Here is a 21,678-nt window from a genome sequence, read left to right as displayed (position 1 = left end):
AACCTTCTCAGGTTGCTCTCTCACACTCTATTCAAACGATTTATTAACAAGAAAGGTTTCACTTCAATTTTGTTAATGTTATTCTTCGTTACTATTGTCCTGCATAAGTGACACACTGCGCTGTGGTGTAAAAGTGGAAATCGCGTGCTTATACACCATTTGCTGGCGTCCATCACTGTCAATAACGATTGTAAAATTGTCGAATGCTTTAATAATTCCCCGGATTTGAAAACCGTTGGTCAAATATACTGTAGCAGGGATATTTTCTTTGCGTAGTTGGTTCAAGAATGTATCTTGGATGTTAATGGACTTGTTCATATGACGTACCCCCAATGGTTCAATTATATTGTTCAGAAGTATATTCAAGACCTGAGAGAAACTTTCCTGCTATTATAGCACGTATTTTCGAGAAATTCTCAGAAAAGTTTTGCTCACCTTCGACATCGATCCACTCGATTTCCTTCATGTGGCGAAACCATGACAACTGTCTTTTGGCGAATCGGCGAGTATCGCGTTTAAGCAGTATCACAGCTTCCTCAAGCGTCAGTTCCCCTGCGAGGTAAGCGGCAATTTCCTTGTAGCCCAGTCCCTGCATGGACACAAGGCTTCTGCTGTAGCCGTTTTCCAGCAGTCCCTTCACCTCAGCAACAAGACCATCCCCAAGCATGCTATCAATTCGGTCCTCAATACGTTTATATAGTATTTTCCGGTCCATTGTCAAACCGATAAGACATAAGTCATAGGGCGACTCCTTCTTTTGAGCTGCATGAGAAGCGGAAAGTGTGGTGTTTGTCTGGTGATGAATTTCCAGTGCCCGAATAATTCTACGGCGGTCATTCGGATGCAATTTCGCTGCACTGACCGGATCAACGGCTTCAAGTCTGGCATGCAGTGCAAGCGCTCCATGTTCTTCTGCAAATTGATCCTGTTCTTTACGGAAAGCTTCGTCAGCCACAGCTTCAGAGAATTGAAAACCGTAACATAGGGACTCAATATAGAGACCTGTTCCCCCAACAATAAATGGAAGTTTCCCACGACTGCTTATCTCTTCGATAAGTCTGCTACCTTGTTCCTGAAATTCAGCAGCAGAATATGGGTCCTGCGGATCATGAATGTCGATTAAATGGTGAGGAATTCCCATCATCTCAGCTGGAGTAATCTTAGCTGTCCCAATATCCATACCACGATAAACCTGCATCGAATCTCCAGAAATAATCTCTGCGTTATATGCAGCCGCAAGCTCCAAACTTAACCTGGTTTTACCTACGGCTGTTGGTCCTAGTAAGACTAGAACCTTATGTCTCTCTTTAGTTGTCAATGTGTATCACCCCGTACGATGTTTTGGAGTTGCTCCGGAGCAGCTCTGTAAAGCCAAGCCTTTCGAATTCGCCGCTCAGAGCCTTTTCTTTCAAAAGAACAGTTTTACGTGCAACTCTTACCGCCTCAGCCACACTCTCTAGTGATAGTGCTGCACGATTAGCAAACTGCCGCAGCGGGGAAATCGAAGCAGAACCGGTCAGCGGCACTCGGAACATAGGATCGAAGTACACAATATCTACACTGCGATCCGGTAGAGCACGTAAGTAGTCCAAGTGTTCACTATGGACGACATTAATTCTACGCAAGGCCTCATTAACCCTTACTTGCCCAGAGGTATAGTGCCGCATCCCTTCATAGAGCAGTGCATACAGCGGCAATGAGCTCTCCAGAGCGGTAATCTCTGAGGACTCGCCACCATGCACAGCAAATAGCAAGGAATCAGCACCTAGACCCGCTGTGCAATCTAGTACGCTATCTCCGGGAAGCATTCGAGCAGCGACAAGCATCGGTTCTATATCACCCTTTAGAATCCGTTTCGCACGAACGAAACCCATGCTTGGGTGAAACTCCATGGGCTCCATCCCTAATCGGTGTAAACGAACGGCTTCTTGAGAAAGGATTAGTATATCCTCATCTCCATAGTGTTCCACCATCTTGGGTATAGAGAATTTCTCGCGTGGAGCGTATTTAGAGCCCGTTCTCTCTGCGAGATTCTGAGCTCGCTCTACAATATCCATTATCGGGCTATAACCCGTAGTTATAATCATGTTGCCTCCAGTCTTGCTATAAACAAATTTCTAATCGTACAATTACATCACCCGTTTGAACAATTTCTCTAAATCATAGGATGAAAAAGAAATCACAATCGGACGCCCATGTGGACAAGTATACGGCTGTCTACATGCTGCCAGACGAGACAACAAGGCCTCGACTTCCTGTTCTGTTAGTTTCTGGTTGGCTTTGATGGAGGCTTTACACGAGCATAGAATAGACGATTTCTCTCGTAGCTTTGCTAGGTCAATCAATCGTTCACTCAAGACCCACTCCGCCATTTCTTCAACGATCGCCTTCTCCTCACCTTCAGGAAACCAATAAGGCAAAGATCGAATCAGAAAAGTCTGTCCTCCAAAATGTTCAAGGTACACTCCAGCCTGCTGAAACCAATGTAAACGTTCACTAAGTTGACGACTTTCCGAAGGCGTGAACTCAAGTGTAATTGGCAAAAGCAGATCCTGAGAAGCGTCTTCAGGACGACCGAACTTCTCATAAAAAAACTCGTAATTTATGCGTTCGTGTGCCGCATGTTGATCAATGAGATACAGTCCGCCGTCATTTTGAGCGATAATATAAGTCCCATGATGCTGTCCAATATAATTTAGTTCCGGGAAGGCAGGAAGCCCAGGTTCTTCATCGACTGGCGGTGCCCATAACGCTTGGGCAGAAGGAATCTGCTTCTGCAGGGATGAAGCTTCTTGCGGGCGATACCCATTAGCATAGTTGTTGCTCACATTATTTTGACGTCCTTGTGAAGAGGAAGACTGGTATCCTGACCCGTAGGATGGAGCCGTTTCACGGGTCATCGGAGTATCAATCTGCCCCTCTTTTCTGAACTCACTGGCGCTCTGCTCAACATTTGATGGTTGTTGTCTACTAAAGGAACTACCAGATCCCTGAGGAACTGAATCCTTGCCCACCTCAGACGGTGGGGGTGCCGGAACTGACCCTTTAGAAAAAGCAAACTGCTCCTGTATAAATGAACTGCTGCCCTTTGGCCCAATGGTTTCTTTACCTGGACGCGGTATCAAACTTTGCCCTAACAACACTTTACGAATTTCTTGTTCAACAAACGTGTAAAGCTCATTCTCCTTACTAAACCGAACCTCCAGCTTAGCTGGATGTACATTGACGTCCACAAGTGAAGGATGCATGTCCAGTTCGAGCACCAGCAGTGGATAGCGGTTAATCGGAAGTAAAGTATGATAAGCACGCATGATCGCTGCGTTCAGACCATTGCTGCGAATATATCGTCCTCCCACAATGGTAGTCACTGCGTTTCGATTTGAGCGTGTCCATTCCGGACGACTTATATAACCAGAAATACGATAATCCAAATCCTCTGCCGTAATCGGCAACATAGCCTTGGCTGCGGAGGTTCCGTACACCGCTGCGATCACTTGCAGCAGATCACCATTACCAAGCGTGTGCAGCAGCTGATTGCCATTATGATGCAAGGTAAAAGAGATTCCCGGATGGGCTAACGCCATTCGATACATGGCATCCGATATATGACCAAGCTCCGTCTGGATACTCTTCATGTATTTCAGCCGTGCCGGTGTGTTAAAAAATAATTCACGCACCGCTAGATCGCTCCCACGGCCCGAAGGGGAATCTTCATTCCGAATTAAATTACCACCCTCAATATCAATCAGGCGTCCTTTGCCGTCATCGGCAGTAGCCGTTAGAAGAGAGACTTTGGATACCGCAGCAATACTGGGGAGCGCCTCACCACGGAACCCTAAGCTAGTGATCTGGAATAGATCACGCCCATTAGCGATTTTACTTGTGGCATGACGATAAAAGGCGGTCTCGCAATCCTCAGGCTCGATCCCCGAGCCGTTATCTTTTACTCGGATGCTCTGTAAACCGCCTTCCTCCACCGAAACCTCAATCCTTGTGCTTCCTGCGTCAATAGCATTCTCAACTAGCTCCTTCACAACAGAAGCTGGTCGCTCTACAACTTCACCCGCAGCAATCTGGTTGGCAATATGCTCGTCCAATATATGAATTTTGGCCAATTTCATTCACCTCTTATTTAGGCAATCAATAATTAAAGATCCTTTGCTTTCATCTTCAGGTCGTTCAGCAGACTCATAGCCTGAAGCGGAGTCATATTCATAAGATCTGCGTTACGCACAGAAGTGATGAATTCTTTTATCGCAGGATTCTCTTGTACTTCAGTTACTACAGCCGACTGATTTGCACTACCCTTCCGATTCTTACGTGGTTCTTCCTCGCCAAAGATAGACAGTTGAACTACTTCATCTGCTATTGATGAATAGGAGTCTGCAGGAATCCCCGAAGTTTCAGCGATGACACTATCGGGTTGTTGGATAGATGTAGTTGCGACCTCTTTTGCAGCGGCCTGACTTTCTAGTCCACCCCCATAATGAATAGAGGAACCACCTGGATGAGCCGCCTGCTCGATACTCTGAAGCAGACCGTAAGCACGATCAATGATCCCTTCAGGAAGCCCAGCTAGGCGTGCACAATAAATCCCATAGCTACTGTCTGCCGCTCCCGGAACAAGCTTACGCAGGAAGTTAACTTTATCCCCGCTCTCCTGTACGGCCATAGAGTAATTCTTAAGCCCTTTAAGACTTTCTTCTAAGTGAGCCAATTCATGAAAATGCGTCGAAACTAAAGCTTTGCAAGAAATGGTATCGTGCACATACTCAATTACCGCTTGTGCAATCGCCATGCCCTCACTCGTCGATGTTCCTCTACCAAGCTCATCTATGATAATTAAACTCCGGGCTGTTGCTTTTTCTGTCATGACCTGTATGTCGGCCATTTCTACCATAAATGTACTCTGACCTCCGATCAAATCATCAGCTGCCCCAATACGAGTAAAGATTCGATCAATTAGCGGAACTTCTGCACTGGTGGCTGGAACGAAACAGCCAATTTGAGCCATAATACAAATGAGTGCAACCTGCCGCATATAGGTACTTTTCCCAGCCATATTAGGACCAGTGATCAAAAGAATATTTCCATCTTCTTTACTTAGCGTACTTCCGTTTGCTATAAATGCCGAATCCTTTAACACAGCCTCCACGACAGGATGACGACCACCTTCAAGTCGAAGATCGTACCCATCTGATAGAACAGGTTTTACGAAGCGATGCTCGGCACTGACGGCTGCCAGACATTGATACACATCAATCTCAGCTACCTTTTCCGCAAGATTCTGCAGTCGCGGAATTTGGCCGCTGATTCGATCACGCAGTTCAGTAAACAGGCTGTATTCCAAATCTGTCATTTTATCTTGCGCTTCAAGAATCAGTGCCTCTTTCTCTTTAAGCTCAGGTGTAACAAATCGCTCTGCATTTGCAAGCGTCTGCTTACGTTCATAACGCCCTTCCGGCAACGAAGCCAGATTGGATTTGGTGATCTCTATGAAATAACCGAAGATTTTGTTATATCCGATCTTCAGTGATTTGATGCCTGTGGCTTGCCGTTCTTTCGCTTCCAGTTCGGCGATCCAACGTTTACCATTACTACTAGCTTCCCGCAGCTCGTCCAACCTGGCATGATAACCAGAACGGATAATCCCTCCGTCTCGCACGGACACCGGCGCATCTTCAACAATTGCTCGATCTATATCCTCCCGTATCTCGGCACATTCATCCATGCTAGCACCGATCTCGCGTAGGGTTGCAGATCCCGAAGTCATACATAATTCCTTCAAAGCAGGGATTTGTGCCAATGATAGCTTTAAGGCATTCATGTCACGACCATTCGCACTACCAAAGGCAATACGACCTACCAGCCGCTCTAAGTCATAAATTTCCTTCAACGCTAAACGCAGGTCCTCTCGAACAATAAACTGGTTGTACAAATAATCAACTGCTTCTAGGCGACGTTCGATCGGAGCGCGCTGCAACAGCGGCTTATCTATTCTACGACGTAACAATCGCGCACCCATGGATGTTTCGGTACGGTCTAGTAGCCATAGAAGAGATCCTTTTTTAGAACGTTCTCGGACCGTCTCTGTTAGCTCCAGATTTCGGCGTGTGAACGGATCAAGAATCATATAATTACCTGGTTCATAAGGAGAAATTTGACTAAGTTGTCCCATTGAACGCCGTTGCGTCTCGTTTAGATAGGAGATTAGCAGCGCTAGACATTGTCCACGTTCTTTCTCCAGACGAACCCATGCGGCTTCACCGAATTGTCGACGTGCCAGCTCCTCCTCACGTTTCTCCCAAGGTGTGTACACAACAGGTTTCGCCAACAGAGGCGTTTCACTACGTAAAAGCTCCAATAACGTCGGGTCTCCGATGATCTCAGCCGGTTCATAAATGCCAATCTCATCGCGCAGCCACTCTGCACCAGATAAAACTGAAGTAACATACAATTCACCTGTAGTTAAATCACATGCAGCTAATGCCATCATCCCATCACTTTCGGTTACACAAACAAGATAATTGTTGCTTTTGTCGGCAATGATTTTTCCATCCATAACTGTTCCAGGTGTCACGACACGTACGATATCCCGTTTCACCATTCCCTTTGTGACAGAAGCATCCTCTAATTGCTCACAAATAGCGACTTTATATCCTTTTTCAATCAGGCGTTGAATATAACCCTCGGCGGCGTGATAAGGTACTCCACACATCGGGATCTTCTCTGCGCCCCCGCCTTCGCGACCTGTCAACGTAATTTCAAGCTCCTTGGAAGCCAAAATGGCATCTTCAAAGAACATTTCATAGAAATCGCCCAGTCTAAAAAATAGGAAGGCATCCTTTGCCCCTTCCTTCACTTTTAAATATTGCTCAATCATCGGCGTATATTGTGCCATGGTCAACCTCCATGCCTATTTATTGCTGTCCTCCATTATAACAGAAAATTTGCGTACAAAGTCACCCTGCAACCGCATAGAAGTTCATTCTTCTCGATCCTCAGACAAAAAATCACGAAATCCGACACTATTACTGAAGCTCAATGGGTAGTACCTTTTGTTTATATTTCAAGCATCCATCGTTCATTAGAAAGAGGTGTATTCTTCTGCATTTTAATATTGTAAAATCTTAACACAGAGCGTTAGATCATAAGAAAATTAAAGGAGAATATCAAATGATACGAAGACTTATGGAGGATGATCGGGAACTTCTAATGGCATTGCTACAGAAAGAGCCTGCTCTTAATTTGTTCATCATTGGAGATGTAGAGAATTTCGGGTTTGAACAGGATTTTATGGCATTGTGGGGAGAGATAGATCCATCTGACGGCCTTATAAAAGCCGTTCTATTACGTTTCTATAGAAGCTATCTTCCTTACGCGGATGGGCCGTTTGATGTGGAAGGATTCGCTACAATCATGCGACAAGATAACGAAATTCATATGATTTCTGGTGTAACCGAAGTGGTAAAAGCTTTTGACGGAGTAATTAACTTTAAAGAAGAAAAGCAATTGTACTTTGCTGAGCTTAAGGAAATGAATACCAAAATTAAACAGTACTCTTCTTCCGTTGATAACATTAATAAAGCAACCATCCAGGATGTGGAAGCGATTTGTTCGCTTACGGATACAATAGAAGAGTTTGAAAGCAGTCGGGATGGATCGAGAACTAGCCTACGTAAAACATTGGCGACTGGCACTGGCCGTACGTATTATATGAAACGTGAAGATCAGGTGATTACAACGGCCTCAACATCAGCGGAAAATTCCATGTCAGCTATGATCGTAGGGGTTGCCACTCATCAAGCATTCAGAGAGCAAGGATTAGCTACAAGCGTAGTTGCACAGCTATGCACAGACTTACTCTCTGAAGGGAAATCTTTATGCCTCTTTTATGACAACCCTCATGCTGGGGTCATTTACAAACGACTTGGATTTCAAGATATCGGCTCTTGGAGCATCATGTACATGTAGACAAGCATAAACGCCTTCGGCGTCCTTATTAGGACGGTAAGCGTTTATGCGAGAAATATTAGATATAAGGGATATGTGAAAAACTAATACTTTCTAATATTTTGAAATATAAGCTCAAGCTTTAACTTTGCTGCACCACAGCTCACGGATATCGCGAGATTCATCCCACGTTCGTTTAGAGGCGATATACTGAAATAAAGGCTCTATGTATTGGGCGGCCTTCTCGTAGCCGCCTAGAGAGCGTAGCTGCGCCAGCAGAGGGGGTACTGCGTCGCGCAGCGAGGATTTATCGCCGCCGTAGTAGGCGATATGCAGGTCTTCCCGGTCAAGCGGGCGCAGCGTCAGGTCTTCATAATGGCTCACGATAAGGTGAGCCAGATAGACCGCGCCTTTAGCGATGACCGGGGATACCAGGAAGCTCGGCAAAGTCCGGTACTCAAAGCCGCCATGCGGCTGAATCCGGAAATCGCCGAGCACGCCGTAACGAGGACGACGCGCTCCCGCGCGGACGTCCTCAAGCAAAAGCATCGGCAGCGCGAGATAGTTGTCGAGCGCGCGCAAGAGCGGCGCCGTCAGCGTCACGCCGCTGAAGTGCAAATGGCCGCCGAGGGCCCAGCCCGTCAGCGGCATACCTCCCGCCCGCCAGCGCAGCGTGCGGTCGGCGATGAGCCGGTCCGCCGTAGCCGCGGCGGACATCAGCTGCGCCAGCAGCGCGCGTGGTTCCCCGCGCGGCTGGGGGCGCAGCTCGGCGACCGGGAACGCGCCGCGCGTTCCCGGAGGTCCGGCGTCGCAGCCTGCGACGCCGTCCGTGGGCAGGTACCGCGACGCAGGCACGACGCGGCCCGTGGACTCTCGGAGGATGATAAACTCCGGGTCCATACCCATGAGCAGGCCGCTGCGGCCTGGCTGCTCCAGAGCAAGGCTCCGTTCCAGCGCTAATGCTGCGGAACGATAAGGCTCTGGCAATGATTTGCCGGAACTCTGTAGTAGTGGAGTGACTCCCTCCACGACATACCTCCGGTTCCCCATTGCCCTCAGGAGGACCTCACCGCTATCCAGCCCCAAGCTGTACAAAGTCCGAACAGCAATACGCTGAAGTAATTTCATTACTCCACGCCATACTCCTGGTGCAGCCCCCATTGATTCACTGCTATCGACTCTATCCATTCGCACAGCCCCGGCTAGCAAATCGGAGGCTGCGCGCATACCTGGGCCTGCTCCTAGTGGAGTGATCTGCAGAACGCTCAAATTATACACGAGTATGTTATAGCACTGTTTATGGGCCTTATCGGAAGGCAGAGTATCATATGTATCTTCTAAGCGATTGCTTTCACCAGAGGTCTGGTTTCTCCGCAGAGATGCTTCTGAGCCCTTCATTCGCAACAGTTCCTGCTTACTAGACGAAGTAAGCGTCGATTCAATCCCGCTCCGAAATAATCTGGACTCTCTTTGTGCTGATGACAATCCCGAATACACCTTAAACCCCTCATTCATTCTCCTGCCCCTCCATCCATCGCAGCCCAAGATTGAAAGCCCTGCAGTAGCACTTCTTGCCCATTCATACAAACCAGGTTGTTCTTAATCCACTCAGGTTCCATTTTTAATTCTAAAAATAAATAAAAAAAAGGAGGGCATTCGCCCTCTACGCCGCCGCCCTCCCTACATATAATGGACCATAACCCATCAGTACTCAGTTAACGGCGGCGTATCCTTCCTTACAGTTCATCATCCAGATTGTCAGGGTCTAGATCATCGTAATCGAAGCTATCACCTTCAAAATCATAATCCTTGTCTTCTGGATCATCGCTTTGCTCAGTGACATACACACGGACTTTGGTCTCAGCCACCAACTCCACTTCGAATTCGCGCTCTACGCGAAGTGTCACACTGCCTCCGCCTGGCGATACGCCCGCTTCTACACAGTTGGGTTCCTGCGTTGCCTCCGCAGAGACCTCAACGGTAGAAGTGCGGTGTCTCGTGTCCAGGTAGGAAAGCGGAATGAGCTCCACATAGGAGACCGTTTCTTTAGCTACCTCGGTCTGCTTGTTCTTGTCGTACGAGTACCAGATGTTTACATCGTAAGTACCAATTACTTCGATTCCGTTCCCGGCGGCAACCGCTTCGTACTGGTGGTTGATAATCCAAGCCCCCAGAATACTAGTCGGGTGATGTGGCGGAGTCACGGTATGGGTTGCTGTAGAGAACTTACGACCTTTGCCGCAAATTGCCTTCGTAATGATCTCCCTTGTTTGACGTTTATGGCTTAATGACATCTTTAAACCTCCTCCATACAATCATTCACTATCAAGTGTATGCAGGTTCTAGGCATTTGTTGATTGTTAGTCTATAAATAAATTTGAGTAAGCCCTCCAGAGGGTCTTATCAGAAGACTTATAGTTCATTTTATTTCAAAATTTGTACAGATATGAGTAGATTATAAAAATGGTCCAGCCTGATACATATCCATTCTAAACGTTAAAAAAACCTTATAAAGCCCGCTATTGCGGGATTACGCGCATAATACCAATAGATCTATGTTTGCTCAGGTCAATAAAATCGTCATCAATATTCACGAGGGGACGCAGTGGATCAGTAGCAAGAATCATAATGATTTTTCCTGTCCGTCCATCTGTCAATTCCACTTCATTCCCTATCATTGACTGCATTAACTTATTAATAAAGACTCTACAAATATAAGGGTCAAGCTTGCCAAATACGTTTTCCTCCATCTGCAGCAACACTTCATAAAGAGGTGAAGCTTTACGATAAAACCGGTCGGATGTCATCGCATGGAACACGTCTGCTACTGCAACAATTTTACTGAAATCAGTGATGCGATTCCCAAGTACGCCGAATGGATAACCACTGCCGTCCATTCTTTCATGATGCTGCAGGGCGACGAGCGCTTGCAAATGATTGGTTCCAATAGTGTCCCGGATCATCTCGTAACCATAGGTCGTATGCTTTTTCATAAGCTGATACTCCTCTGCGGTCAACGGGCCCGGCCGGGTTAATAATTCATCCGGAATCCTCATTTTTCCGATATCATGAAGGGTCGCTGCGATCGTCAGCATACTCAAATCCTCAGGCTTTAATTTTAGCCATTTCCCTAGCAATGTAGATAAAATACCAACCGCTACATTATGTCTGTATGTATAATCATCCTTGGACTGCAATGCAGCCAATACGCCGTAGAAGTCATTCTTTTCACTTACCTGCTGAATAAACGGAATGACTTCATTTCTAACTTCAAGCATAGGAATTCGTTTGTTTTTGTTATGACGAAGCTGTTCAAAAATATTTTCTATCGCAGCTGTGCAATCATCGATTGCAAGTTGGAAAAATTCCGCGCTATCCAGCTGTACGACGTCATGAGACTCTAGGGTGATCTTATGTTGATTGATTAATCGTATATGCTCAGCACTTAATAAAGTCAATGCGGGTAAAACAAATACTCCTTTGTCATTAAAAAGGTTAGCTATAAGCTGTTTTCCTATAAATGATTCCATAACTTTGTCCATACGCCTCACCTGCCAATGCGGAAAATTCGACTACCGAACTTCCTGCTATTATTTGAACTCACCATAAAATCGTTAATCATATCCTGTGATCAACTTTTAGCTCATACATATCTTATCGTGATTTTGACAGAGATAGTTAATACTTCAGTTTATTAAAGCCTCAATTTAAGCCTTATTTCGAATCTTCAAACGTTTCTCCGGCTTGTAACTGACCGGGATTTTATGCCGCTTAGCGATCTTTAAATAAAGTGCCAGTTCCCTGCATAACTGAAGAATAGCTGAGCGCACTTCAAATTCCTCACGTGTCTCTGGCAGATCCATTTCTTCAAATTCTCTTGTTAGCTCGTCCAGTAAATGTTCAGTTCGTCCAGTATATTCTTCCGCAAGCACATCCCCGCTAAGCTGGTCAAATAACTCAGCAACCATCTCCCCATGCGGTAAATGGCGATACACTTGAGAAAGCAGCTGCATCATACTTTGAATCGATTCCAGTTGCTCCTTCCGCATGTAGAAATAAACATTCCATGCTTCATCAGGATGAATAACATGATTCTCCATCTCACGCGTAGCTGCCGTTAATCCCCGCTGCACTGTATTATCTGCGTCAATTAATTCTTTGCCGTCCCAAATATAAGCAGGATCTCGAAGCGTTCGGGCCATCTGGGTAAAAATAACCGAAAAATAGCGATCCACTTCCTTACGGATTCCATAAATGACCCCACCAGTCTGAGGCATGTAAATCAAGTTTACCAGCCCTGCTGAACCGAGCCCAATAGCCAGAAGCTCTATTTGCTGCAACAGGACATGGAGCGATAGTTCAGCTTGTCCAAACACGCGAAACACGATAACCGAGCTGGTGACAATTCCTTCTTTGTAGCCAGACTTTACAATCATCGGAAAGCCCACGAGTACATACAGCCCGAGCACCCAGTAATGGAACCCTAGAAGCCAGAATAGGATGCAGCCAAAAAAGAGTCCCACGAGCGAGGCTAAAAAACGAGCCGTTATCGTTCGGAAACTCCTTTTCAAAGTAACCTCTACACCCAAAATTGCCAGCAAGCCTGCACTCTGCGCATTAGGTATACCCACTGCAGACGCAACTAGTACGGATAATAACGTAGCTGCTGCTGTTTTTATCACACGAAATCCCATAGCCTTATCTCTCCTTACAAGCACTAACCCAATAAATAGGTAAAGATATAGACATGTTACAAGATTTTGTGTACGGACACAATATTACATAAGGTTCATCGCCGGGATAACAGCCGCTTCTCAAGATATACCACTAATTGATACATTGCTGTAGCCACGGCCGCGATAATCAAAAGACTGGACATCACTAACGTGAAATTAAAGACCTGGAAACCATAAATAATCAGATAACCCAGACCCGATTTAGCGACCAGGAACTCCCCTACGATAACTCCTACCCATGACATCCCCACATTCACCTTTAAGGTGGAGACCACCGTCGGGAACGAGGCTGGAAGAATTACTTTAAAGAACACCTGAACTCTGGAAGCTCCGAAGGAACGAACCACCTTGACCAGATTCGGATCCACACTGCAAAAACTATTGTACACAACAAGCGTCGTTATAATCACCGTTATAGATAAAGTAGTAACAACGATAGCAGTGAATCCGGCTCCGAACATGACGATAAAAATCGGCCCCAGCGCCACCTTCGGCATACTGTTAAATACGACCATATACGGATCAAGCACTGCTGATAAAAAAGGAGACCACCAAATGATCACAGCAAGAAGTGTCCCTAATAGCGTTCCTAGTACAAAGCCTACCGCAGTCTCACCTACCGTCATCCCCAGATGCGGCCACAAGCTTCCACTGACCATATCTCCCCAGATCTGCCGGAAGATTTTTGTGGGATAGCTGAATAATAACTCATCAATCCAGCCCATTCTTGCGCCAGCTTCCCAGAGAACAAAAAACAGCAGTAACAGGCTGCTCCTTACAACAATCACCTGATTGCGCCAGCGGTGCTTCGTTTTTTTATAATCGCCATGCAATTGTTGTAGCCACTGTTCACGGGAAGCTAATAACCCCGATTGCTCCGTATGCTTCATTAGCTTTCCCTCCCTGCAATCTCCATCTCTTTCCATATTTCATGAAAAAGCTCCGAAAAGCCTGGCTGATCACGTGCAAATAGCGGAGGTGCTGACCGGATTTGCTCTGGCACTGAAAATACTTTTCGGATCTTCCCTGGATTTCGTTGTAGAAGAATAACACTACTGCTTACCGCAATGGCCTCAGATAGATCATGAGTAACTAATATCGCAGTTGTCCCCCTGCTGCGTAAGGTCTCAGAGACCAAATCTTCCAGTTGTAATTTGATCTGGTAATCAAGTGCCGAGAACGGCTCGTCTAGTAGAAGGAGTCCAGGATTCGTTGCCAAGGTGCGTACCAGAGCCACTCTCTGCCGCATCCCACCTGATAACTGAGTAGGAAGGGCGTGCTCTTTGCCTTCTAAGCCCATCTCTCGAAGTAGCTCCAACGTCCGCTTTTTGCTCTCCTCGTTCAAGTTTCCAGTCAGCTCTAGTCCTAGAATGGCATTGTCCAGAATACTCCGCCAAGGAAAAAGATAATCCTGCTGCAGCATATACCCAACCTCTGGTGAGGGTCCCATAATGGGCTCTCCATTTACGAACACTTCGCCTTGAGATGGCTGCAGCAGTCCTGCAATAATCGATAGGAGAGTCGTCTTACCGCAACCACTTGGTCCGACTAAGCTAACGAACTCCCCTTGCTCGACATTAAGGTTCAGGTCCTCAACGGCCAGTGAAGCTTCACGGTCGCCAAGATAGGCATGCGTTACTCCCTTTAATTGCACTACTGGAAGCATTGTCAGCCCCTCCTTCAATTTTACACATCTAATTTAGGATCTTTGGTTCTCTCTTATTTTGAAGTGCTGCTCTTTATGCTTTTCTCAGCTTTCTCAGCAAAACTGTTATTCACTATTTTGTCAGCGGGAACGCGTTCTTTAAGCTCACCAGCATTATCAATGACATCGAGCAAATTGTTCCATTCTTCTTGATCTATAATTGGATTAACCGCATAGGTATCCTGTTCCTTATAACGTTTGACTGCAGAAACGACGATATCTTTATCTGTCTTATCAAAATAAGTCATTATCGCATCCGCAATTTCTTCAGGGCTATGTTCCTTCACCCAAAGCTGAGCACGCTGGATCGCATTTGTGAACTTCTGTACCGTATCTCCATTTTTACTAATATAGCTGTTCTTAGACATAAACACGGTGTACGGTAAATAGCCGCTTTCCACACCAAACGAAGCCACTACTGCCCCTCGGTTCTCACGTTCAAAGATTGAAGCCTGTGGTTCAAACAGCTGCACATAATCGCCTGTACCTGAAGCAAAAGCACCTGCAATATTAGCAAAGTCAATATTTTGGATCAAGGTAATGTCTTTGGTAGGATCTATTCCTTTTTTAGATAAAGTAAACGCACCTGCCATCTGTGGCATTCCGCCTTTTCTTTGGGGTAAGATATATTTAGAAATACCGAAATAAAAAAATGAAGACCACCTGTAATGGTGGCCTTCGTTATTTATAATGCCTTGTGTTTTTTTCCTGTTACCGCCCACATTATACGAGCATGTAGATTATTTCTTTCCTTCTGATTTAATTTAGTGAATGCCTCTTCCATGCTATTGAAAACTATCTTGCCTTCCTCGTCCACAAAGCTCATAGTAACAGTCAATTGTTTTTCACCTTTTTCTTTTTTCAATAGCATCACCTTCCTATTTAAAGGTTATGCTCAATGGAATGTCCATCTTTACAGTAAATCAACATCTATATCAAACCCCTTCATCTTCAATTTCCTTTTCCACAATTAAATTCAAATGCAAGGCCAATTTATAGAACGCCTTCCAGCGAAGCTTACTGTATGTTCCTGAACTGATCGGTGGCGCGAATTCGAGAGAATAAACCCTCTCATTAGTTATATAATCGTGATCATTACTCATATATTTCGTCTCGATCAGAAATTTTTCCATTCTGGGTAATCGGCACACCACACGCTCGATTTTTTCACAGAAATCTTTCCGAGCTACCAAACTATCCACGTTATGGATAGCGATGCCTGCCGTTTGATCTGGGGTAGTACCCGTCTCACTTCGGGGAGTATCTGACCACGTTGCTGTTGTTGCTGCTTCGCGTTCTTCAAAAGTAAGAAACTTGCAAATGCGGTACCGTTCGAACGCATCCTCAACAGCAGCTTGTGTCGCCTCCCGATCAATCTCTGGTAAAAAGCTCTGTTGCACTGGGCTATCACCCCTTTGTAAAAACTCCCCCGACCGAAGCCGGGGCGTACCCCATCTTAGAACGATTGATTATCGTCACCTTCAGGCATTGGCGGACCGTTTTCTTCATCCAACTCTTGTTGTTCTTGTTGTTCAGTGTCTTCTTTCTCGCCGTCCAGATCTTCGTCTTCATGCTGTTCTTCCTGATCGTCAGCTTCCTTTTCAACGTCCTCTTTCTGATCGTCTTCTCTTTCTTCGTTCTCGTCTTCCTCTTCAGCCACCGTAGCAGCCTCTTCTATTGTCATCTGACCGGAGTCAACGCTAACCGATCCATCTTTATCAATCGTTCCGCGAACACCTTGATGAGTATGTGTTGGTTTATAATCGTCTAGATCAGCCTGCGAACTGCTGAAGCTTACGAATGCTACACCAGTATTTTTAATGTTGCGTAGTATGGACACTTGCTCGTCTGTGATATTGCCGTCAATCGTTAAGGTAATTACGTCCTCTTTAGCACCGAATTTAATATCCTTGATCTTTGTGGTTACGCTAGTTTTCATAATATAATTGCTCCTCTCAAATTTGGGTTTAATGGTGTCGCCATATCTTCGGAATATTCATTAAAAATCATCTTCGTCTAACTCTTCAGCCAATCTACGATTTTCTTCTATAAATCGGTCATATATTTCTTTGGTTAAGCCTTTATTTTCAGTTGTAATAGCACAAGGACACGCTTTTTCCCAACACAAATGATAGTACCCACAGCCGTGTTCAGCTTCAACATCATCAAATCTCTCTTGGCTAATCATCCATTTTCCCACCTTCTATTACATCGTCGGTTGCGTCAATCCGGTCCCCAAACCTTGTCTTTGCCGCAACGCAGACAATAGCTGTGCCAATTGCCTTTTTTATTAACAACCTTGTGACTGATCAATTTACAGATAAGCTTTTTCATACCTAAGACCACCCCTTTGACATGCTCATTTGCCCCATACCTCCTTATGACATTCCTTGCAAACTTCGAGTTCTTTACCGTTGAACTTATTTTTCATGACCAGTTCAGAATGATGCTCATTACAGAGTTGGCAGAGTGGACGACCACATCCTGGACATTTCTTGAGTTCAGTCATGAGTGCGATCCTTCCCAATTCCAGAGACCTTGTTGCCCCTTTGCTGGGATGGGAGTCGGCAGTTTCCGAAGTGTGCTCAATTTCCAAGCAAACCGCCCCTCCTCATACCAACCAAAAGCGTACTCGTCACCTTCAAAAACTTCATCGATCAACCCTTGCTCATTAATGGATGTAGCAAGACGCATGTGTTCAGCATGATGATTTATGAGATAAATATCTTCCAAGTTGCACGTTGCTAACACTGCTCCGGTAGGTAGGTTATCAGCTGTGTAGCCGTGCCGGACGAGCGCTGCCCTGATTTCCGGCTGATCACAGGCATCCTTGTCTATCTTCTTGCCAGCGTGGATTGCCAACTCACCTCTATGCTTTGTAGCCCAGCTGCGAGTCTCAAAGTGTTTCTCACCGAGGGCAATCAGTGTTGCCCAAGGCTGTACGATGGTAATGGCTTTCATACCTTTGCCACCTCTCCCCGAATAGGTTTGAACTCTCCGATATCCTCACCGTAAACGCCTTTGTAAGCCTCACGATCATGGTCCCAACAATGACGGCACATCCTTTTTCCAAAGGCCATGTCAAACAAATGAGGGTGACTCAATTCCTGAGCAGGATTACCACACCAGTCGCAAGATGCCAACTCAGGCAACATCGACACCCAGACAGATATTTCAGTAGCTAGTTGCTCGTTGTCGGTAGCCTCTGCGTAAGCCATCAGTGCTGCACGTGCCGCTGGGTCGTTCGTTGGTTTAAGAACAAAGTAGTCACCCTCTGCTTCTTTGCCCGTATCGCGATTTGTGATTTGGTATTTGTTATAGAGTCCTTTGGTTTGGTCACTCATACTGGTTATGCCTCCCTCTGATTCCAAGAAGCAACCATTTGCAACCCTTTGTATTCGGATTCCTGAACTTCAGTAACCGTTAAATCAAAAAGCTGCTTTTTTTGTGCCTCGATAATATCAGGACTGTTCGATTGGAATAATCCGGCGAGTTCTCCATTTTTTTCGACTTTAAAATATTGAATTTGACCAATAGGTTGCATACTTATCGTCTCCTTTATAGGAAAGAGGGTGGTTAACCCTCTACCTTCTTCAGATATTCAGTCGCAAAACCGCCGTTAAAACCTTCCAGCAACACTACCTCTGATCCGCACAAGTCCCACGGCTCCGATTTCACCGTCCATACCTTATCCTTATTTACTTCCTTCCTAGCTTCGTAGCATGTATGCATGATTACTTTGTCTTCCGGTTTCAGTCCTGATTTCTTGAGCTTTGGTTGTTTCACCATTTCGTTTATCTCTCCTTATGGGCTATGCCCGATTGATTGAGTCATTAATCGCCTTGATTGCAGCCATCACCGGATATATCTGCAATGGATCTACAGCATTACCGAGAGCCTTCAGCCGACCAGTACGTTCCCTTACTCCTGTAGCTACCCGGGGCGGTTCCCAGTTGTATTGATCCATTCCGAGTGGTGCTGGCTGCGGATAATTTGCGATATACTCTCCAAATGCATCCAATGGATTTACTCCACTTCCGTCCATCCAAGAGGAAAGTTCATTAGGGCTTCCACCCAATAAGGATTGAGTTGTCCGCTCTGTTCCGAAACACACATTGAGAGATTCACTTGTTTTCCGTTCTCCACACGTTTTTGAATCGATGGGTTGGATAAGTTTCCTCTGTCCCTGTCGTCCGAAGCTTGAGGTGTCGGCCACATCTTCACAGCTGAATGAAGATCCTGTGTCCTGCGTTCCCTTTCCGAAGGACAATCCCCCCGAAGGCTCGCTGTTGGTGTTGGCCACATTTTGACTGTCGTTGCTAAATCCATGCTGTGAGAGTTCCCGTTTTTGCATGATCTCCTGCCAGTTTCCGTAAGTTCTACATTCGCCCTGCCCGTTGTCTCTGAAGCTGTCGGGGTTGGCCAGAGACTCGGAATTCTCACCAAATCTTGCAAGTCGATCGTCCACCCTTGCATCTGTTTCCTCTTTATTCGCTCTGACCCCTCGCTGCATCCGTTCCTCGCGTTTCCTGCTATTGGCGTAGGCCACAATAAAGACTCGCTCTCTGAGGTGCTTCGCCCCGACAGCCGCAGCCGGTACAACAAACGGTTGGACTTCATAGCCAATGTCTTCGAGATCTTTACAGATGTTTCCGAAGAGCATAATTTCTTGTTGTGTAAATACCGCCTCGTAAAAGTCTTCTTCCTCCCCAGACTGTACGGTTCGGCTTTCCACTTGAGCTGCCCCATCTGGCTCTGCCATACTGAGGATTCCAGCAACATTCTCGCCAACAAACCAAGTGGGCTGGACCTCTTGTAATATCCTGACAACTTCCGGCCAGAGATAGCGCTCATCGTCAGTGCCTCCCCGTTTTCCTGCTGCTGAGAAGGGCTGACAGGGGAATCCAGCTGAAATAATGTCAATTGTTCTGGTTCTTGAAAGGATGCCATCGCGCTGAAGTACCTCCTTAGTTAATGTGCAAACATCATCATATATTGGTACATCTGGCCAATGTTTTCGTAATACCTTCTGCGGGAATGGTTCACGCTCACAGAAGGCTACAGAACGAATCCCAGCCCACTCCGCTGCAAGATCAACTCCTGCAACTCCAGTGAAAAGGCTCAAATGGTTCATGTCTTGCTGTCGTACATCTACCCTCATATCCATAAGAGCAGCAGCCCGAGCAATGCCAGCGCCACGCTGAACCTCACCAGTAATTGGGTCGGACTTGGGAGCTTCTCCTCCCGAACAGTTCCGACGATATACCCGTTATCGTCCCGCAATCTAATGACTGTTTTCATTAGGTCAGTTCCCCCTTCTCGCTAATCTGCGATAATATTTGCGTATCTGTTCTTTGCGGCGAACCCTTTCTTTCGCAATCAGCCTGCTGAATTCAGTCTCTATCTCTTCCACCTGATAATCAGGAGTACTATGCGGATATTCGCCATCCCACTCACCAACTTGAAGCGAGGTATAGCCGTACGACCAGTTCCTTAGATAATTACAATCCCGACACCGTCTATCGGTTTCTACACAACCTAATTCTTCTGACCAGCTCCGTTCTCTGATCTTCGCCCCGCAGCAAGGACATTTATTGTCGTTCACTTCGTTTTCACCGATGTATTCCCACCGATCATATTTATCCGAGATTAGCTTGCTGATCTGCCTCCATCTGGTATTAATTTGGGATACCCCCTTAAAATAAGAACTGTTGTTCCTTTGAATGGGTGTGACTCTCCGCCGCCGCAGGCTTCCCTGGGCGTTTACGCTTCTTGGCTCTTTGTTTTTCTTTGTCATATTCCTTGTAGGCTTCAGGATCGATAAAAGACCAAATAACTTCATGTTGGTATAGTGGATATGAATTCATTGCCCTCCCGTTGCGGACCATATACAGGGCCTCGCATATCTTCGCTATGATAAACGCGTCCACAACATCATCACTGGGATGTTTGTAATTGAAGTGTTTCAGGGCAGCTACAGCCATTGCATCTTTTTTGGCTTTTTCATACTCCTTACTTTTCAAGCTCTTATCAATAGTTCTGAAATCGACATCAACAAACTTTTTCACAGCTAAAGGTGCGACTTCTTCAAAGGTCAATTTTCTTCTCGTGATCATGTCCTCAAATCCACCGTGAATTTTAGCTGTCGTTATAATCATCTTATTTCCGTTAGCTATAGCTTCCTTAAGAACCACATCACCAGGCTGCAGCAAATTGTAAAGTTGGTTGAAAAGGGACATGCGCTGTTCTGGAGAAATACCGCCTTTAACGTCCTTGCCTTTGCCTCGGAAGGTCTTCTCTACCACAGGTATTCCATTTTTATCTAGAGCTACAAAGCCTGTTTGAGTGGCGGGGTCAATCCCTACAAAACGCATCCGCACCGCCTCCGATACTTCACGTATCTCATTTCAACGGACCGAACAACAGCACCAATCCTTGACCTAGTAACTCCTAATTCCTTTGCAATATCTGTCTTTCTGTATCCAATTAACATAAGCTCGATTACTCGTCGTTGTTGCTTGGGAAGGATCTCAAGGAATTGTTCGACCTCCATACCACTTTGATCATCCTCGGTGAAGAACATTTCCAAAAATTCCAACTCACGGCCGCCGCCTAACTTTATCGTTTCATTGATTGATACTGAAATCCCATGTTGAACGCGCCAGAGTGCTCGTTGAGCTGCATCATAAGTAGTATCAAAAAAAGCAGCTATCTCTTCTGGACCACAATCTTGCATCTTGTTCTTGATGATTTTTCCTGAAAGCTCATATGATCTCTTTGGCGGTCTAACTAGCGGTAGCTTATCGCGGATATATTTAATCATTTCATTTCGAATCCAATAATAAGCAAATGTAGATATAGCCCCCTTTAAGGGATCAAAGAATTGATAAGCTTTGATTAGTCCGATGTAACCTTCTTGCCGTAAATCGTCAAGTTCGACAGGTAGCTTTGTTTTAGTTAAGCACTTAAATGCAACATCAAAAACCATACCTTTGTTTTCTATAATAAATTCCGTTAAATCCCCTAAATTGGGATTATACGGTTCACGGCCAGATAACCGACTACTGGATTCAAGTTGGCTATCCTCGGTATTCATTCCTTATTGCTCCAAGGAATCAGCGGTGCTATCTGCAGATAAATCTCCCGTCCCTGATACGTAATCCGCTTTTTGTAGTATTTCAGTGCTTCCGCTCTTATCTCTTCCTGGTGCAGTTCACATACTGAAACTAATGCCCAGGTGTGGTCAGCAACCGCTTTGCAGTTTGGAATCGCGCAAATCCCCAT

The 21,678-nt window shown here is 45.7% G+C and carries 26 protein-coding genes and 1 pseudogene; 1 reads left to right on the top strand and 26 read right to left on the bottom strand.

Annotation, left to right across the window (positions count from 1 at the left end):
* Positions 1-78: 78 nt before the first annotated feature.
* From hfq to mutS, 5 genes are read right to left on the bottom strand one after another with little or no spacing between them, the layout of a single operon-like run.
* Complete coding sequence (gene hfq / locus ACFWMP_RS14305) at positions 79-318, bottom strand: RNA chaperone Hfq (RefSeq protein WP_042128368.1); 240 nt, start codon at positions 316-318, stop codon at positions 79-81.
* A gap of 19 nt (positions 319-337) precedes the next feature.
* A complete protein-coding gene (miaA, locus tag ACFWMP_RS14300; protein ID WP_379424030.1) occupies positions 338-1,318 on the bottom strand; it encodes a tRNA (adenosine(37)-N6)-dimethylallyltransferase MiaA in 981 nt (326 codons plus the stop codon).
* Positions 1,308-2,087 (bottom strand): class I SAM-dependent methyltransferase, encoded by a 780-nt coding sequence (locus tag ACFWMP_RS14295; RefSeq protein ID WP_379424029.1) that lies wholly within the window; start codon positions 2,085-2,087, stop codon positions 1,308-1,310. The genes miaA and ACFWMP_RS14295 overlap by 11 nt, the downstream gene beginning before the upstream one ends.
* Positions 2,088-2,129: 42 nt before the next feature.
* The gene (gene mutL, locus ACFWMP_RS14290; protein WP_081382783.1) at positions 2,130-4,115 is read right to left on the bottom strand and encodes a DNA mismatch repair endonuclease MutL; all 1,986 of its coding nucleotides are present in this window, start codon (positions 4,113-4,115) and stop codon (positions 2,130-2,132) included.
* Positions 4,116-4,147: 32 nt separating this feature from the next.
* Positions 4,148-6,901 (bottom strand): DNA mismatch repair protein MutS, encoded by a 2,754-nt coding sequence (mutS, locus tag ACFWMP_RS14285; RefSeq protein ID WP_379424028.1) that lies wholly within the window; start codon positions 6,899-6,901, stop codon positions 4,148-4,150.
* A 275-nt stretch (positions 6,902-7,176) separates the two neighbouring features.
* On the opposite strand from mutS, the gene ACFWMP_RS14280 reads away from it, so the two are divergent.
* Positions 7,177-7,974: a GNAT family N-acetyltransferase gene (locus ACFWMP_RS14280; RefSeq protein WP_379424027.1), complete on the top strand. Its 798-nt coding sequence runs from the start codon at positions 7,177-7,179 to the stop codon at positions 7,972-7,974.
* A 114-nt stretch (positions 7,975-8,088) separates the two neighbouring features.
* Here ACFWMP_RS14280 and ACFWMP_RS14275 read toward each other — a convergent pair whose 3' ends face one another.
* The 21 genes and pseudogenes from ACFWMP_RS14275 to ACFWMP_RS14175 all read right to left on the bottom strand — a co-directional run bounded on the left by ACFWMP_RS14275 (position 8,089) and on the right by ACFWMP_RS14175 (position 21,678).
* A complete protein-coding gene (locus tag ACFWMP_RS14275; protein ID WP_379424026.1) occupies positions 8,089-8,982 on the bottom strand; it encodes a putative amidoligase domain-containing protein in 894 nt (297 codons plus the stop codon).
* A gap of 707 nt (positions 8,983-9,689) precedes the next feature.
* Positions 9,690-10,247 (bottom strand): outer spore coat protein CotE, encoded by a 558-nt coding sequence (locus tag ACFWMP_RS14270; protein ID WP_036687755.1) that lies wholly within the window; start codon positions 10,245-10,247, stop codon positions 9,690-9,692.
* 225 nt (positions 10,248-10,472) lie between these two features.
* Positions 10,473-11,495 (bottom strand): HD-GYP domain-containing protein, encoded by a 1,023-nt coding sequence (locus tag ACFWMP_RS14265; RefSeq protein WP_052404322.1) that lies wholly within the window; start codon positions 11,493-11,495, stop codon positions 10,473-10,475.
* A 165-nt stretch (positions 11,496-11,660) separates the two neighbouring features.
* Positions 11,661-12,647, bottom strand: coding sequence for an aromatic acid exporter family protein (locus ACFWMP_RS14260; protein ID WP_042188904.1), 987 nt, complete (start codon positions 12,645-12,647; stop codon positions 11,661-11,663).
* A 95-nt stretch (positions 12,648-12,742) separates the two neighbouring features.
* On the bottom strand, positions 12,743-13,579 hold the full coding sequence (locus ACFWMP_RS14255; RefSeq protein WP_042188906.1) for an ABC transporter permease: 837 nt from the start codon (positions 13,577-13,579) through the stop codon (positions 12,743-12,745).
* The gene (locus ACFWMP_RS14250; RefSeq protein ID WP_379424025.1) at positions 13,579-14,355 is read right to left on the bottom strand and encodes an ABC transporter ATP-binding protein; all 777 of its coding nucleotides are present in this window, start codon (positions 14,353-14,355) and stop codon (positions 13,579-13,581) included. Before ACFWMP_RS14250 ends, ACFWMP_RS14255 begins: the two co-directional genes overlap by 1 nt.
* A 53-nt stretch (positions 14,356-14,408) precedes the next feature.
* Positions 14,409-15,017: pseudogene (locus ACFWMP_RS14245) on the bottom strand (ABC transporter substrate-binding protein); the annotation flags it as partial.
* Between the two features lie 62 nt (positions 15,018-15,079).
* On the bottom strand, positions 15,080-15,259 hold the full coding sequence (locus ACFWMP_RS14240) for a hypothetical protein (protein WP_379424024.1): 180 nt from the start codon (positions 15,257-15,259) through the stop codon (positions 15,080-15,082).
* Between the two features lie 70 nt (positions 15,260-15,329).
* Positions 15,330-15,794 (bottom strand): ArpU family phage packaging/lysis transcriptional regulator, encoded by a 465-nt coding sequence (locus tag ACFWMP_RS14235; RefSeq protein ID WP_379424023.1) that lies wholly within the window; start codon positions 15,792-15,794, stop codon positions 15,330-15,332.
* Positions 15,795-15,850: 56 nt separating this feature from the next.
* A complete protein-coding gene (locus ACFWMP_RS14230; protein ID WP_379424022.1) occupies positions 15,851-16,333 on the bottom strand; it encodes a hypothetical protein in 483 nt (160 codons plus the stop codon).
* 60 nt (positions 16,334-16,393) lie between these two features.
* Entirely contained in the window at positions 16,394-16,582 is a 189-nt protein-coding gene (locus ACFWMP_RS14225) for a hypothetical protein (protein ID WP_379424021.1), read from the bottom strand.
* A 317-nt stretch (positions 16,583-16,899) separates the two neighbouring features.
* Positions 16,900-17,355, bottom strand: coding sequence for an ASCH domain-containing protein (locus ACFWMP_RS14220; RefSeq protein ID WP_379424020.1), 456 nt, complete (start codon positions 17,353-17,355; stop codon positions 16,900-16,902).
* Positions 17,352-17,738, bottom strand: coding sequence for a hypothetical protein (locus ACFWMP_RS14215; protein ID WP_379424019.1), 387 nt, complete (start codon positions 17,736-17,738; stop codon positions 17,352-17,354). The genes ACFWMP_RS14220 and ACFWMP_RS14215 overlap by 4 nt, the downstream gene beginning before the upstream one ends.
* Positions 17,739-17,743: 5 nt before the next feature.
* The gene (locus ACFWMP_RS14210; RefSeq protein ID WP_379424018.1) at positions 17,744-17,938 is read right to left on the bottom strand and encodes a hypothetical protein; all 195 of its coding nucleotides are present in this window, start codon (positions 17,936-17,938) and stop codon (positions 17,744-17,746) included.
* Between the two features lie 32 nt (positions 17,939-17,970).
* The gene (locus ACFWMP_RS14205; protein ID WP_379424017.1) at positions 17,971-18,183 is read right to left on the bottom strand and encodes a hypothetical protein; all 213 of its coding nucleotides are present in this window, start codon (positions 18,181-18,183) and stop codon (positions 17,971-17,973) included.
* 22 nt (positions 18,184-18,205) lie between these two features.
* Complete coding sequence (locus tag ACFWMP_RS14200) at positions 18,206-19,555, bottom strand: DNA cytosine methyltransferase (RefSeq protein WP_379424016.1); 1,350 nt, start codon at positions 19,553-19,555, stop codon at positions 18,206-18,208.
* Entirely contained in the window at positions 19,552-19,695 is a 144-nt protein-coding gene (locus tag ACFWMP_RS14195; RefSeq protein ID WP_379424015.1) for a hypothetical protein, read from the bottom strand. Before ACFWMP_RS14195 ends, ACFWMP_RS14200 begins: the two co-directional genes overlap by 4 nt.
* 4 nt (positions 19,696-19,699) lie before the next feature.
* A complete protein-coding gene (locus tag ACFWMP_RS14190; protein ID WP_379424014.1) occupies positions 19,700-19,999 on the bottom strand; it encodes a hypothetical protein in 300 nt (99 codons plus the stop codon).
* Between the two features lie 91 nt (positions 20,000-20,090).
* Complete coding sequence (locus tag ACFWMP_RS14185) at positions 20,091-20,768, bottom strand: hypothetical protein (RefSeq protein ID WP_379424013.1); 678 nt, start codon at positions 20,766-20,768, stop codon at positions 20,091-20,093.
* Positions 20,756-21,490 carry a sigma-70 family RNA polymerase sigma factor gene (locus ACFWMP_RS14180; RefSeq protein ID WP_379424012.1) on the bottom strand — a complete coding sequence of 245 codons (735 nt, stop codon included), beginning with the start codon at positions 21,488-21,490 and terminating at the stop codon, positions 20,756-20,758. The genes ACFWMP_RS14185 and ACFWMP_RS14180 overlap by 13 nt, the downstream gene beginning before the upstream one ends.
* Positions 21,487-21,678, bottom strand: coding sequence for a hypothetical protein (locus ACFWMP_RS14175; protein ID WP_340970261.1), 192 nt, complete (start codon positions 21,676-21,678; stop codon positions 21,487-21,489). The genes ACFWMP_RS14180 and ACFWMP_RS14175 overlap by 4 nt, the downstream gene beginning before the upstream one ends.

The organism is Paenibacillus sp. NPDC058367, from assembly GCF_042723305.1.
Classification (GTDB): domain Bacteria; phylum Bacillota; class Bacilli; order Paenibacillales; family Paenibacillaceae; genus Paenibacillus_AQ.
The sequence above is the reverse complement of the archived record's forward strand: the minus strand, read 5'-3'. Positions and strand labels throughout refer to the sequence as shown.

What these genes read in the sequence shown, in the direction of transcription:
- ACFWMP_RS14280 (WP_379424027.1), top strand. Translation starts at nt 7,177, where the DNA reads ATGATACGAAGACTTATGGAGGATGATCGGGAACTTCTAATGGCATTG.
- ACFWMP_RS14185 (WP_379424013.1), bottom strand. Translation starts at nt 20,768, where the DNA reads ATGCGTTTTGTAGGGATTGACCCCGCCACTCAAACAGGCTTTGTAGCT.
- ACFWMP_RS14215 (WP_379424019.1), bottom strand. Translation starts at nt 17,738, where the DNA reads ATGAGTGACCAAACCAAAGGACTCTATAACAAATACCAAATCACAAAT.
- ACFWMP_RS14195 (WP_379424015.1), bottom strand. Translation starts at nt 19,695, where the DNA reads ATGAAAACAGTCATTAGATTGCGGGACGATAACGGGTATATCGTCGGA.
- ACFWMP_RS14295 (WP_379424029.1), bottom strand. Translation starts at nt 2,087, where the DNA reads ATGATTATAACTACGGGTTATAGCCCGATAATGGATATTGTAGAGCGA.
- ACFWMP_RS14270 (WP_036687755.1), bottom strand. Translation starts at nt 10,247, where the DNA reads ATGTCATTAAGCCATAAACGTCAAACAAGGGAGATCATTACGAAGGCA.
- ACFWMP_RS14200 (WP_379424016.1), bottom strand. Translation starts at nt 19,555, where the DNA reads ATGAGGGTAGATGTACGACAGCAAGACATGAACCATTTGAGCCTTTTC.
- ACFWMP_RS14175 (WP_340970261.1), bottom strand. Translation starts at nt 21,678, where the DNA reads ATGGGGATTTGCGCGATTCCAAACTGCAAAGCGGTTGCTGACCACACC.
- ACFWMP_RS14260 (WP_042188904.1), bottom strand. Translation starts at nt 12,647, where the DNA reads ATGGGATTTCGTGTGATAAAAACAGCAGCAGCTACGTTATTATCCGTA.
- ACFWMP_RS14220 (WP_379424020.1), bottom strand. Translation starts at nt 17,355, where the DNA reads ATGAAAGCCATTACCATCGTACAGCCTTGGGCAACACTGATTGCCCTC.
- mutS (WP_379424028.1), bottom strand. Translation starts at nt 6,901, where the DNA reads ATGGCACAATATACGCCGATGATTGAGCAATATTTAAAAGTGAAGGAA.
- ACFWMP_RS14255 (WP_042188906.1), bottom strand. Translation starts at nt 13,579, where the DNA reads ATGAAGCATACGGAGCAATCGGGGTTATTAGCTTCCCGTGAACAGTGG.
- ACFWMP_RS14180 (WP_379424012.1), bottom strand. Translation starts at nt 21,490, where the DNA reads ATGAATACCGAGGATAGCCAACTTGAATCCAGTAGTCGGTTATCTGGC.
- ACFWMP_RS14230 (WP_379424022.1), bottom strand. Translation starts at nt 16,333, where the DNA reads ATGAAAACTAGCGTAACCACAAAGATCAAGGATATTAAATTCGGTGCT.
- ACFWMP_RS14265 (WP_052404322.1), bottom strand. Translation starts at nt 11,495, where the DNA reads ATGGACAAAGTTATGGAATCATTTATAGGAAAACAGCTTATAGCTAAC.
- ACFWMP_RS14210 (WP_379424018.1), bottom strand. Translation starts at nt 17,938, where the DNA reads ATGCAACCTATTGGTCAAATTCAATATTTTAAAGTCGAAAAAAATGGA.
- ACFWMP_RS14225 (WP_379424021.1), bottom strand. Translation starts at nt 16,582, where the DNA reads ATGATTAGCCAAGAGAGATTTGATGATGTTGAAGCTGAACACGGCTGT.
- hfq (WP_042128368.1), bottom strand. Translation starts at nt 318, where the DNA reads ATGAACAAGTCCATTAACATCCAAGATACATTCTTGAACCAACTACGC.
- ACFWMP_RS14250 (WP_379424025.1), bottom strand. Translation starts at nt 14,355, where the DNA reads ATGCTTCCAGTAGTGCAATTAAAGGGAGTAACGCATGCCTATCTTGGC.
- ACFWMP_RS14205 (WP_379424017.1), bottom strand. Translation starts at nt 18,183, where the DNA reads ATGGTGAAACAACCAAAGCTCAAGAAATCAGGACTGAAACCGGAAGAC.